This window comes from Pseudomonas sp. CCI1.1 (assembly GCF_034348165.1).
Classification (GTDB): Bacteria; Pseudomonadota; Gammaproteobacteria; order Pseudomonadales; family Pseudomonadaceae; genus Aquipseudomonas; species Aquipseudomonas paracarnis.
On sequence record NZ_CP133780.1, the window covers coordinates 158,350 to 170,901 of the forward strand.

The 12,552-nt window shown below is 60.7% G+C and carries 12 protein-coding genes; 1 reads left to right on the top strand and 11 read right to left on the bottom strand.

The window, feature by feature from the left end:
• Positions 1-9 precede the first annotated feature (9 nt).
• The 7 genes from RHM69_RS00755 to RHM69_RS00785 all read right to left on the bottom strand — a co-directional run bounded on the left by RHM69_RS00755 (position 10) and on the right by RHM69_RS00785 (position 7,815).
• Positions 10-2,091 carry a carboxy terminal-processing peptidase gene (locus RHM69_RS00755; protein ID WP_224796967.1) on the bottom strand — a complete coding sequence of 694 codons (2,082 nt, stop codon included), beginning with the start codon at positions 2,089-2,091 and terminating at the stop codon, positions 10-12.
• A gap of 361 nt (positions 2,092-2,452) precedes the next feature.
• Complete coding sequence (locus RHM69_RS00760; RefSeq protein ID WP_034127241.1) at positions 2,453-3,106, bottom strand: HAD family hydrolase; 654 nt, start codon at positions 3,104-3,106, stop codon at positions 2,453-2,455.
• A gap of 33 nt (positions 3,107-3,139) precedes the next feature.
• Complete coding sequence (locus RHM69_RS00765; protein WP_019817262.1) at positions 3,140-4,129, bottom strand: ABC transporter ATP-binding protein; 990 nt, start codon at positions 4,127-4,129, stop codon at positions 3,140-3,142.
• Positions 4,126-4,926 carry an ABC transporter permease gene (locus RHM69_RS00770; RefSeq protein WP_020301071.1) on the bottom strand — a complete coding sequence of 267 codons (801 nt, stop codon included), beginning with the start codon at positions 4,924-4,926 and terminating at the stop codon, positions 4,126-4,128. The genes RHM69_RS00765 and RHM69_RS00770 overlap by 4 nt, the downstream gene beginning before the upstream one ends.
• On the bottom strand, positions 4,913-5,758 hold the full coding sequence (locus tag RHM69_RS00775) for an ABC transporter permease (RefSeq protein ID WP_014717799.1): 846 nt from the start codon (positions 5,756-5,758) through the stop codon (positions 4,913-4,915). The genes RHM69_RS00770 and RHM69_RS00775 overlap by 14 nt, the downstream gene beginning before the upstream one ends.
• The gene (locus RHM69_RS00780) at positions 5,755-6,561 is read right to left on the bottom strand and encodes an alkaline phosphatase family protein (RefSeq protein WP_014717800.1); all 807 of its coding nucleotides are present in this window, start codon (positions 6,559-6,561) and stop codon (positions 5,755-5,757) included. The genes RHM69_RS00775 and RHM69_RS00780 overlap by 4 nt, the downstream gene beginning before the upstream one ends.
• 177 nt (positions 6,562-6,738) lie before the next feature.
• On the bottom strand, positions 6,739-7,815 hold the full coding sequence (locus RHM69_RS00785) for an ABC transporter substrate-binding protein (protein WP_014717801.1): 1,077 nt from the start codon (positions 7,813-7,815) through the stop codon (positions 6,739-6,741).
• A 351-nt stretch (positions 7,816-8,166) separates the two neighbouring features.
• Here RHM69_RS00785 and RHM69_RS00790 point away from each other — a divergent pair, with 351 nt between their 5' ends.
• A complete protein-coding gene (locus RHM69_RS00790) occupies positions 8,167-8,880 on the top strand; it encodes a UTRA domain-containing protein (protein WP_020301069.1) in 714 nt (237 codons plus the stop codon).
• 146 nt (positions 8,881-9,026) lie between these two features.
• Here the strand turns inward: RHM69_RS00790 and RHM69_RS00795 are convergent, their stop codons facing one another.
• Genes RHM69_RS00795 through RHM69_RS00810 form a run of 4 tightly spaced genes read right to left on the bottom strand, consistent with a single transcriptional unit; the run spans position 9,027 to position 12,539 of the window.
• A complete protein-coding gene (locus RHM69_RS00795) occupies positions 9,027-9,980 on the bottom strand; it encodes a metal ABC transporter solute-binding protein, Zn/Mn family (protein WP_020301068.1) in 954 nt (317 codons plus the stop codon).
• Positions 9,980-10,879 (bottom strand): metal ABC transporter permease, encoded by a 900-nt coding sequence (locus tag RHM69_RS00800; RefSeq protein ID WP_032901932.1) that lies wholly within the window; start codon positions 10,877-10,879, stop codon positions 9,980-9,982. Before RHM69_RS00800 ends, RHM69_RS00795 begins: the two co-directional genes overlap by 1 nt.
• Positions 10,876-11,622 (bottom strand): metal ABC transporter ATP-binding protein, encoded by a 747-nt coding sequence (locus RHM69_RS00805; protein ID WP_073454479.1) that lies wholly within the window; start codon positions 11,620-11,622, stop codon positions 10,876-10,878. The genes RHM69_RS00800 and RHM69_RS00805 overlap by 4 nt, the downstream gene beginning before the upstream one ends.
• The gene (locus tag RHM69_RS00810; RefSeq protein ID WP_032901958.1) at positions 11,619-12,539 is read right to left on the bottom strand and encodes a metal ABC transporter substrate-binding protein; all 921 of its coding nucleotides are present in this window, start codon (positions 12,537-12,539) and stop codon (positions 11,619-11,621) included. Before RHM69_RS00810 ends, RHM69_RS00805 begins: the two co-directional genes overlap by 4 nt.
• Positions 12,540-12,552 lie beyond the last annotated feature (13 nt).

The following is a 12,552-nucleotide window of genomic DNA, read 5'->3' on the forward strand; positions in this document are numbered from 1 at the left end:
CGCCATCATTTACTGCTTGGCCACCTGCTTGGTGATTTTCAGGTAATCCAGCAGGATCCGGCCAGTCTCGGCCAAGTAAGCGTCGTCTTCCGGCTTGGTTTTATCCGCCTCGGTCGGCAGCGCGTCTTCATCTTCTTTCTTCAGCTCTTTGAGCGGGTCTTCACCCTTGGCCTTGCGGCGGGTGTTTTCCAGTACCAGTTGCTGATTCTCGATGCTGGAATGCTGTGCACGGCGATCCGCTTCGTTGAGGCTGACGGTCTTCTCTTCCATCAGCTTCTTGGCCAGGGCCAGCTTGTCGCGGATAAACACGAACTCGGCATCCTTGGCGGAGCGGGTGTCATGATCAGCCTTCAACTGCGCCAGGAAGGGCTTGAACGGATCCGACGCCGGCTTGATCGCAGGGCGGATGGTGTCCCACGGCATGGCTTCAGGCAGGGCGCTTTCGCCGATTTCCTTGGTGTCGATGATCGACGGGAAATCGATATCCGGCAGTACGCCTTGATGCTGGGTGCTCTGCCCGGATACCCGGTAGAACTTGGCCAGTGTCAGTTTAAGCTCGCCATGATTCAGCGGCTGGATGGTCTGCACGGTGCCCTTGCCGAAGGTCTGGCCGCCGATGATCAATGCACGGTGGTAGTCCTGCATGGCGCCGGCGAAAATCTCCGAGGCCGAGGCCGAGAGGCGGTTGACCAGCAGCGCCATCGGCCCTTTGTAGAAGGCCCCCGGGTTCTCGTCTTCGAGCACGTCGACACGGCCGTCAGCGTTGCGTACCAGCACGGTCGGGCCCTTGTCGATAAACAGGCTGGTCAGCTCGGTGGCTTCCTGCAGGGAGCCGCCGCCGTTGTTGCGCAGGTCGATGACCACGCCGTCGACTTTCTCTTTCTGCAGTTCTGTCAGGATTTTCTTCACGTCGCGGGTGGTGGACTTGTAGTCCGGATCCCCGGCACGAAACGCCTTGAAGTCCAGGTAGAAGGCCGGGATTTCAATCACGCCCAGCTTGTAGTCCTTGCCATCCTGCTTGAGGTTGAGGACTTTCTTCTGCACAGCCTGGTCTTCGAGCTTCACCGCTTCACGAGTGATGGACACGATCTTGCTGGTCTGGTCGTTCGGTGCATTGGTGTGCGGAATCACTTCCAGGCGCACCACGCTGCCTTTAGGCCCACGGATCAGCTTGACCACTTCGTCCAGGCGCCAGCCGACCACATCGACCATCTCTTTGTCGGCCTGGGCCACGCCGATGATCTTGTCGGCCGGTGCCACTTGCTTGGTTTTGTCAGCAGGGCCTGCCGGCACCAAACGTACGATCTTCACCTGGTCATTGTCGCTTTGCAGGACGGCACCGATGCCTTCCAGGGACAGACTCATATTGATATCGAAATTTTCCGCGTTATCTGGCGACAGATAATTGGTGTGCGGGTCGTAGGACATCGCAAAGGTGTTGATGTAGGCCTGGAAGATATCCTCGGCACGGGTCTGGTCCAGGCGTGCCAGCTGGTTCTTGTAGCGCTTGGTCAGCAGTTCTTGAATGGCCTTGGGCTCTTTGCCGGCGATCTTCAAGCGCAGCACTTCGTCCTTGACGCGTTTGCGCCACAGGTCGTCCAGCGCCGCGGTACTGGTCAGCCAAGGAGCGTCCTTGCGGTCCACCAGAAGGGTTTCTTTCTGTGTGAAATCGAGCTTGTCGATACCTTTGTTCAGCTCACCCAACGCGAAATCCAGACGCGCTTTGACGCGGTCCAGGTAACGCTTGTAGATGGTGAAGCCGGGCTGCAGGTCGCCGCTCTTGAGGAAGTCGTCGAATTGGGTCTTCCACTTGTCGAACTCAGCGATATCGCTGGCCAGGAAGTAGCTACGCGAGGGGTCCAGCAGCTTGAGGTAGCTGTCGTAGATGATCACTGAGCGAGCGTCGTCCAGCGGCGGCTTGCTGTAGTGATGGCGCTTGAGCAACTCGACGACGTTAAGGCTGGCAATCACCTCATCGCGATCAGGCTGAAGGTTGTCCCAGCTATTGGCTGCGAACGTATTGGTCGACATCGACGCGAAGCCGAGACCAATGAAAAAAGCGAGGGCGGTGCTGGGGAACAGATGCTTCATGCTGATTCGACGCGGGGGCAATTGATAACGCATATTAGGCCGTCTTTGAGGGAGCCGGTTCCATATGGTCCGGTCGCATAATGCAAAAAGCCCGGCGCTACAGCACCGGGCTCAGTCCAGACTCACTATGGAGGCACTGTGAAAGCATTGCAAGGCGTTGACGGTGATGTGGGGGCCTAGAACAACCTCGTCCTACGTTCGGTGTAGTCCATATTGCCAACAGCCTGACCGAATCCTAGATTGAAATGCAGTCAGTGTGGGAGCTGGCTTGCCTGCGATAGCGGTGCACCAGATGAAGAATTCTTCACTGTTGCACCGCTATCGCAGGCAAGCCATCTCTTGCGGGTTGATCTCTATTGATTCAGGTCCAGTGGTGGATCGGCCAGCCGGCCTGTTCGGCATGGGCGCGCAACACCGGGTCCGGGTTCACCACCTGCGGGTGATCCACCTTGAGCAGCAGCGGTAAATCATTGCGCGAGTCCGAATAGAAATAGGCACCTTCAAGGGTTTCGCCTTCCTGCTCCAGCCATTCCAGCAACCGCGTGATCTTGCCTTCACGGTAAGTCAGTACACCCTCTGTCTTGCCGTCGTATACCCCATGGCTGACGCTCAGGTTAATCCCCAGCACTTCCTCGATACCGATACGCGCAGCAATCGGCGTGACCAGGTGAGTGCCCGAAGCCGAAATCACCAGGATTCGGTCGCCGTTCGCGCGGTGGCGGGCGATGGTCTTGGTGGCGTCGCTGTAGATCAGCGGCTCGATGACGTCCTCGACCCACGGCTCCACCAGGTGCTCGATTTCTTCCGGGGTACGGCCGATCATCGGCTCCAGGCTGAAATCCATGAAATCTTCCATCAACAGCTTGCCCTGGCTGTAGGCATCCATCAGCTCGTTGTTCCTGCGCATGAACGACTCAGGATCCACCCAGCCAAGGCGGCCCATTTGTTCGCTCCACAGCGTGGCGCAGTCGCCGTGGATCAGGGTGTCGTCCAGATCAAAAATTACCAATGCCATCGGTGATGCTCTCTCTCAATAGGTCGCTGCCTGTCAGGCTACTTCACACAGTGCGCTGGGGTCGATGGAAAGTGCCAGGCGCTGGCCATCCGGGTGCAGGTCGTCGGCCGAACGATTGAGCACGTCCACCACCAGCTCGACGCCACGGGCTTCGATGCGGTAGCGAATCACGTTACCCAGCAGGCTGTGGCTACGCACCAACGCATCGAGCTCGCCGCTGCGGCTCAACTCGATGGCCTCGGGGCGAATCGCGATGCGCCCGCTGATCGGCCGCTGCAGCAGTTGGCTGGCCTTGTCGGCATCGAGCAGGTTGTAGTTGCCGATAAACCCGGCAGCGAACACATCCACCGGCGCGGTATAGAGGGTTTCGGCATCACCGCTCTGCACGATCTTGCCCTGGTTCATCAAGAAGATGCGGTCGGACATGGTCAGCGCTTCTTCCTGGTCATGGGTCACGAAGATCGTGGTCAGCCCCAGCTCGCGCTGGATCTGGCGGATCTGCTCGCGCAAGTGCTTGCGAATACGTGCATCCAATGCCGACAGCGGTTCATCCAGCAGCAGCAGGCGCGGGCGCGTCACCAGGGAGCGGGCAAGGGCGACGCGCTGGCACTGGCCACCGGACATCTGGTGCGGATAACGGCCGGCCAGGTCCTTGAGCTCCACCAGTTGCAGCACTTCTTGCACGCGCTTGTTGCTGTCGTCGGCGTTGACCTTTTGCATGCGCAGGCCGAAGGCGACGTTCTGTTCCACGGTCATGTTGGGGAACAGCGCGTAGCTCTGGAACACCATGCCGATCTGGCGTTTCTGTGGGCTCAGGGGCACGATGTCCTGGCCATCCAGGAGGATCTGGCCACTGTCTACCGGCGTAAGCCCGGCGATGCAGCGCAACAAAGTGGATTTGCCGCAACCGGACGGGCCGAGCAGGGTGACGAACTCGCCTTTGGCGACCTCGCAATTGATATCGCTGAACACCGGGGTGCCGGCGTAGCTTTTTTGCAGGTGTTGGACGCTGACGAAGCTCATTGGCTTTTGTCCTTGTTCAAGAGAGTGGCGGCCCAGGTCAGTACCAGCACAAAGAAGAAATAAGAGATCACCACGGCGCTGGTGAAATGGCCACTGCTGTTGCGCATGTTGTTGAGGTACACCTGCAGGGTTTCGTAGCGGGTGCCGACGAGGATGTTGGCGAACACGAACTCGCCGAACAGGAACGAGAACGACAGCAGCAGCGCCACCATCAGGCCCTTGCGCAGGTTGGGCAGCACCACCAGGATCGCGGCCTGCCAGGTGCTGGCGCCGAGCAGTTGCGAAGCGTCCATCAGGTCGCGCAGGTTGATGGCTTGCAGGTTGTTGGTGATCGCGCGGTACATGAACGGCAGCGCGACGGTGAAGTAGCAGCCGATCAAAATCCACGGCGTGCCCACCATCGCCAGCGGCCCGGACCCGTACAGTTGCAGCAGACCCACCGAGGACACCACCGGCGGCACCGCAAAGGGCAGCAGGATCAGGATGTTCATCAACGCGTCGAGCTTGGGAAAGTGGTAGTGCACCACGAACAGCAGCGGCAAAATCAACACCACCGAAAGGATCAGTGCGCCCACGCACACCAGCAACGATTGCCCGAAGGCCATCAGAAAGCGCGGGTCGCTCCACAGCTGTACATACCATTTCACGCTGAAGCCGGCAGGCAGGATGGTTGCCGACCAACTGCTGGAAATCGAGTAGACAAAGGTGCCTACCAAAGGCAGTACCAGGATCAGGAACAACAGGTACACCACCACCCGGTGGTAGAGGGAGGCCGAGCCGGCTTCAGCGCGAGACATGGTAGCTCCTCTTGAGCAGCAGTTGATGCACCACCGTGACCACGGTCATCAGCGCCACCAGCACCACGGCCAGGGCGCTGGCCATGTTCGGGTCCAGCGACACATCGCCGGAGACCAGGCCGGCAATGCGAATCGGCAGTACGTTGAAGTTGCCGGTGGTCAGTGCATAGACCGTGGCATAGGCGCCGAGGGCGTTGGCCAACAGGATCACAAAGGTACCGAGCAGCGCCGGGGTGAGCACCGGCAGGCCGATATGCCGCCAGAACTGCCAGCCATTCGCACCGAGCAGGGCGGCCGACTCGCGCCAGTCTTCGCGCAATGCGTCGAAGGCCGGGTAGAGCAGCAGTACGCCGAGGGGAATCTGGAAGTAGGTATAGAGGATGATCAGGCCGGTTTTCGAGTACAGGTTGAAGTCCTCAATGATCCCGGCCTGCTTGAGCATGAGGGTGATACTGCCGTTGAACCCCAGCAGGATGATGAACGCGAAGGCCAGGGGTACGCCGGCGAAGTTGCTGGTCATGTTGGCGAATGCGGTGACGAAGTTGCGCAGCGGCGAATCCACTCGGCGCAATGAGTAGCTGCCCAGGGTGGCGATGATGATGCCGAAGATGCTGGAGTAGAAACTGATCTCCAGGCTGAACTGGATGGCCTGCCGGTAGAACTTCGAGGTGAAGATGCGGGTGAAGTTTTCCAGGCTCCAGCCGGACTCTTCGGTTTGCAGGCTGCTGATCAGCACCCATACCAGCGGCGCGATCTCGAACACGATAAAGAACAGTGCGAAGGGCAGCAGGCATAGCAGGGCCAGCCATTTGCCGCGGGTCAATGCATTCACTTGAGCAGCTCCCGGCACACAGGCTTGTTGTGGGGCACGCCCAGCAGTTCGCAGATGGTGCCGCACAGGTCGGTTTGTTTCGGCGCAGCGTCGGTGTCCAGGCTGAAGGCGTCACCGATGACAAACAGTGGCACTTCCCGTTCTTCGCGCAACAGGCCGTTGTGGGAGCGGTCGTTGTTCATGCCGTGGTCGGCGGTGACCAGTACCTGGTAGCCGGCATCGAGCCAGTCTTGCAGGTAGTCGGCCAGGATAATGTCAGCCGAGCGTGCGCTGTTGCGGTATTGCGCGGTGTCGAGGCCATGCTTGTGACCGGCGTCGTCGATGTTCATCGGGTGCACCAGCAAAAAGTTTGGCGCGTGCTTGAGCCGCAGGCTTTCGGCGTCGGCGAACAGGTGGGAATCGGGGTAGTGGTCATTCCAGTAGAAATGCCCGTGCTGGATCGCCAGCGCCTTGTCGTCGGTATGACGATCGCGGGCGGCGAGAAAGGGCGTGCGGTTATACAACTCGCTGACCCAGTGGTAAGCCGCCGCAGCGGTGCTCAAGCCGGCGTCGGTGGCGTAATGGAAAATGCTGCGCTGGGTGGACAGGCGCGAGACGTTGTTGTGCACGACACCGCTTTGGATCGGCGGCACGCCGGTGAGGATGCACTCGTACAACGGGCGGGACAGGGCAGGCAGTTCACATTCCAGTGTGTAGAGGGCTGCGCGTCCTGCGCCGACATAGGCCTGCAAGTGCCCCATGGCGTGCCGGGCAACCTCGAAGTTGAGGCCGTCGAGCACCACAAGGATGACAGTGTGCTTCATGGGGGCTGGGGCTCCGCAACAGAGGGTATGGCTCAGTATCAACGTGGAATGGGATCAAATGTGGGAGATGGCTTGCCTGCGATGGCGGTGTATCAGTGGACACAAATGTTGAATGTCAGACCGCTATCGCAGGCAAGCCAGCTCCCACACTGACCGCCTTTGGATCAGAGAGACCGATTACTTCATTTCTACGATGACTTGCTCGTTCCACATCTGTGGCAGCTTCTTGGACGTCGCTTCCCAGGCATCGGCATCCTTGATCGGCTGCGGGTTGGCCTTGGTGTACTGCTCGCCCGGGATCAGGTTTTTGGCAACGTCTGCCGGCAGTTTCAAGTCGGTTTCAGCCCGGATCGGACGCGCATTGCCGCGCGCCAGGTTGAGCTGGCCGGCATCGCTGAAGATGTATTCGCGGGTGAGCTTGGCGGCGTTCGGGTGCTTGGCGTATTTGTTGATGAGGGTGGTGTAGCCGGATTTCACCGAGCCATCCGAGGGGATCAGCACCACGTAGTCATCGGGGTTGGCCATCTTGGCCTTATAGCTCAGGCCGTTGAAGTCCCAGACGAGGCCCACTTCGACTTCGCCTTTTTCCATGGTAGCGATGGTCGGGTTGGACAGCGAGAGGCGACCTTGCTGGGCGATCTTGGTGAAAAATTGCAGGCCCGGCGCGATGTTTTTCTCGTCGCCTTTGTTGGCGATGGCCGCGGCGAGTACTGCGTTCGAAGCCTGGGCGGCGGTGCTCACGTCACCCACCGATACCTTGTATTTACCGGTTTGCAGGTCAGCCCAGGTGGTGGGCACTTCGGAGCCGTGCAGCAGCTTCTTGTTGACGATAAAGGCAATGGTACCGGTGTAAGCCAGGGCCCAGTGACCGTCCTTGTCTTTCGCCCAATCCGGCACCTGTGCCCAGGTGGATGGTTTGTACGGCTGGGTCACTTCTTGCTTTACCGCGATCGGGCCGAAGGCCGCGCCCACGTCACCGATATCGGCGCTGGCGTTATCTTTTTCGGCTTTGAACTTGGCGATTTCCTGGGCCGAGCTCATGTCGGTGTCGATGTGCTTGAGGCCGTAGGTTTTGGCCAGGTCTTCCCAGGTGCCTTTCCAGTTGGCCCAGTCATCGGGCATGCCGACGCTGTTGACGGCGCCTTCCGCTTTGGCGGCGGCTTCCAAGGTTTTTAGATCGGTATCAGCAGCCATGGCGGCGGTGCACATGGCAATGGTCGAGCCTAACAGTGATGCCAGGAAAAGCTGTTTCATCCGAAGCTCCTTTGGGCGTTTTCAACGCGGCGTTTTATCTGAACGTTAGCGGTGGTTTGGTCTAGGTCAGCAATACCTGAGCCAATCTAGGCCCCCTGGATGACAGTTTCATGTCGATGTCGTTTTTGAAGCGCTGATGTCGTTCAGCTCTGACTTAGCGTAGACCATGCCCAAGTGCCCGCAGGCCTTGGACTTGGCCGATGTATTGCAGGGTGTGGAAGACGCAGTCGACAGCCTTTGTCATCTGTCGGTCATCTGGAGTGCCTAGGCTGGCACCCAGCAGCAAAAGCCCAGATAGAGCGCGTTTTATGCACCTGAACGGTGCTGGTCTAGTCCAGATAGGTAACGTTGATGCGTGATGAGGCAATCAAGGCGGTAACTTCCATCGGCCTGGCGCTGCAGGAGCAGATCGACCACGGCCTGTTGCCGCCTGCCAGCAAACTGCCCGCCGAACGCAAGCTCAGCGAGTTGTTTGGTACCACTCGGATTACCGTGCGGGAAGCCTTGTTACAGCTTGAGGCCCAAGGGCAGATTTACCGCGAAGAGCGTCGGGGCTGGTTCGTTTCGCCGCCACGGCTGGCCTATAACCTGATGCAGCGCAGCCACTTTCACGCCATGGTCAGCGACCAGGGGCGCGAGGCTTCCACGCAGGTCATCTCAGCACGCTTGCAACCGGCGTCGGCGGCGGTGTGCGCGTGGTTGCAGTTGCCGGCGTTGTCGAGCGTGATCCAGATTTGCCGGGGGCGCAGGATTGACGGGCGCCTGGTGTTGTATGTCGAGCACTATCTGAACCCGCAGTATTTTCCGGGGATCCTGGCGTGTGATTTGAATCAGTCGATGACTGAGCTGTATGCCAGCAAATATGACTTGCACTACGGGCGGGTGCGTTTCGAGATTGTGCCCACCTCGCTACCGGTGGAAGCGGCCGCTGCGCTACGCGTCTCGGCAGGCAGCCCGGGCTTGCGCATCGCCCGGGTCAATTACGACCAGCATCAACGCCTGATCGACTGCGACCTGGAGTTCTGGCGGCATGATGCGATTCATGTGGGTGTGGATGTGGTGTAGCGGCTGGTGCACCGCGAGCCCATGTGGGAGCTGGCTTGCCTGCGATGGCATCGACTCGGTGCGCCTGATAAACCGAGGCGTCCGCATCGCAGGCAAGCCAGCTCCCACATTGAACCGAGTTTATCTCTGACGGATCGGTGGCTTGCCTAGGGTGTAAGTGCCTTGATCACTTGGTCTACATTGGTTTCCAACTCCGTCACCGGGTCGGCGCCGTCCACATTCAACACCAACAGTCTGGAGCCGCCGGCAGTGACGGCGGTTTTGACTGCATCGCTGGGTTGACGGTGATGCAGCACCACCGCCACAGCGTTGTCCTTCAACGCGCTGCTGAGTTTTTGCAGCGCCTCGGGCGTCCACTCGGCGTCGGGCCGTGCATCGGTGCTGAGCACTTCCAGGTTCAGGCTGCTGACCAGGTACGCGAAGTGATCGCTCAAGCTGAGCACACTCAGGTTGTCGGCCTTGGCCAATCGCGCCTCGCTGTCGGCGGTGAGCTTGAGTAAACGCTGTTTGAGCGCGGCCAGGTTAGCGTCGATCCTGGGTTTGGCAGCCGGCGCCAGGCGGCTCAGGTCGGCGGCCATCACGTCGGCCATGCGCCCCATATTGTTGCTCGATTGCCAGGGTTGGCTGTTCAAGCCATCGGTGACCCCCGGTTGTACTGCGATACCCGGCAAGCCGCCGTCCACCGGGCGTGCGGCATCGACTTCGACGATGCGGATATTGCTGCGCCGCGCCACGGGGTACAGCGGGTCATCGGCCCACAGCGAGCGCAGGCCGATGGCCGCGTCGGCGTCCAGCGCCAACTTGTTCAATGCCGCAGCACCGCGGCCGGTGAAGTAGGACACCTGCCGCGAACCCGGCAGATTGGCCGGTGCGGCGCGTTCAAGCGCTACGTTGGTGCCTGTGAGCAGCGCCTCGGCCAAGCCGTAGGTAATCGGCAGCGACGCCAGCACCTTGACCGGCGGCTTGGTCTTGGTCAGGGCTGCGTGACCGAGGCCCTGGTTGACTTTGAAGTCCTTGGCGTCGAAACCGTCGACGGCCAGTGCCGACGTACTCATCAAGCAAGCGATGGCCAGGGCCAGTGGGCGAAAGACAGGGCGCATTATCCAAGATTCCCTTTGAGGCTGGGCACAACGCCACGGGCGATGGCCGCGAAGGCGAAGGCGATACCGGCAACCAGAATGATGGCGGCGCCGGATGGGATGGGCAGGTCGAAGATGATCGGCAGCAGGATGCCGCACAGGGTGCTGACGGTGGCGATCAGCACCGAGATCCAGAAAAACCCTTTGAGTGACTGGCTCAACAGGCGCGCCGCAGCGGCAGGAATCACCAGCAAGGCACCGACCAGGATTGCGCCGATGACCTTGACCGCGGCCACGGTGATCAGGGTCACCAGGATCACGAACAGGTAGTCCAGGCTTTTCACCGCCACCCCGCGCACTGCTGCCAATTGCGGGTTGAAACTGGCCAGCATGATGCGGTTGTACAGCGGCAATGCCAGGGCCATCACCAGCGAGCCGACAATGGCCAGTACCAGCAGGTCGTTGCCGTTGACCGTCAGCACCGAGCCAAACAGCACGTTCTCGAGAATGTGCACGTTGATCTTGCCGGCCAGGATCAGCAGCAGGCTTGCCCCCAGTGCCAGGGACACCGACAGGAACACGCCGATCAAGGTATCGGGCGCCAGGCCGGTGCGGTTACGCAGGTAATTGAGCAGGATGCCGAACAGCAGGCAGTAGCCAAACAGGCTGCCATAAGGCCCGGTATAGGGTTCGCCCAGCAGAATGCCCACGGCCACGCCGGTCAGCGCGGCATGGCCGACCGCTTCGGAGAAAAACGCAAAGCGCTTGACCACCACCAGCGTACCCAGGCCGCCGAGTACCGGGCCGATCAACAAGCCGGCGAGCAGGGCGTTGACCACAAACCCGTAGGCCAGGGCTTCGGGCAGGTAACCGGCAGAGGCCCAGCCCTGGACCATCAAGCGAAAGGCTTCATAACTCATGGCGCCGGGCTCCGAGGGTGAGTGGAGAACAGAGTGAGCAGGCGGTCCGGGGTCAGCGCCTCTTTCGGTGTGGCGTCGAACAGCACGCGGCGGTTAAGACCGGTGACGCGGTCGGCCAGGCGGCCCACGGCCTCTAGGTCGTGCTCGATCCACAGCACGGTAATCCCGGCCAGGCGCCAGTCGTTCAACAGCCGTTCGAACACCTGGATACCCGCCTCGTCGAGGGCCGACATCGGCTCATCCAGCACCAGCAACTGCGGCGCAGGAATCAGCCCCTGGGCCAGCAGTACGCGCTGGCGCTCACCGCCGGACAACGCGCCCATGCGGCGCTTGCGCTTGTCTTGCATGCCAACGCGCTCAAGGGCATCGCCAATCGCCGCTGCGTAATGCCTGGAAAGGCCCAGAAACGCCGGACGACGCTGGCACATGGCAGCCATGAAATCGTCCACGGTCATCGGCAAGCCGCGGTCAAATTCCAGCGCCTGGGGCACGTAACCGATGGTGCCGGGTGTGGTTGGCCATTCCAGGCTCAAACGCCCCTGGTGCGGCGTCTGCCCCAGCAGGGTCTTGATCAGCGAGCTTTTACCGCCGCCGTTGGGACCTACCAGTGCGTGGATGCTGCCCGGTTGTACCTGGAAACTCACGCCATCGAGGATTGCGGTGCGCCCCAGGGTCAGCGAGACCTGGTCGAAGTTCAGGGTGGGGCCGACGTTGACGGCGTTCAGGTGCTGCGCGGCGGTCATGCTCCCGACTCCTGAATCGCCCGTACCACGGTGTTGAGGTTGCCGGTCATCTCCACTTCGTACTTCTCTGCGCTGTATTCGCCGTAGGAAATATGCGACAGCGGGTACAGCTTGACCCCGGATTCACGCTGGATGGTATCGACGTAGGTGGACGGGAAATCCATCTCCGAGAAGATCACTTTCACATCCAGAGCACGCAGTTCATCGATGGTCTTTTTCAGCTGGCTGGGGCTTGGCTCGATACCGTGGGCCGGCTCGACCACGGCGGTGACTTCCAGGCCAAACTCGCGCAACAGGTAGTCGTAGGCCGCGTGTACGGTGGCGACACGCAGGTCGGGGTTGGGCGCGCTGGTCAGCTTGGCCAGGGCGTCGGCGCGCATCTGGCGCAAGCGCTTGCCGTAGGCGCGAGCGTTCTGGGTGTAGGTTTTAGCGTTGTCCGGGTCGAGCTTGCCCAACTCACGGGCAATGTTATTGACCTGGGCAATCGACGCGCTGATCGACAGGAAGGTGTGCGGGTTGACCACCTTGCCCGCACCGCGTGCCGCGTTACCTGTAGCGGCGAGCAGCGGCACGTTGGCATTGGCTTCGATCACCGGGATGTCCGGGCGCTCGCTGGTGGCGATCATACGGTCGGCGAAGTCGTCATGGCCGACGCCGTTGAGCACGATCACATCCAGGGTGCCGATGCGCTTGATGTCTTCGGCGCGCGGCTCGTAGGCGTGCGGGTTGAAACCGGCGGGAATCAGCGGCACCACCTCGGCCTTGTCGCCCACGATATTGGCCACGTAGCTGTAATAGGGGTGCAAGGTAATGCCGATACGCAGGCGCTTGGCCGCCTCGGCATTGGCAAGGGGGGTGAGCATCAGGCTGAACAGGCCAACCAGTAAAAGGCGCAACAGGGGCGATGACATGGACATGGGCAATCGGTCT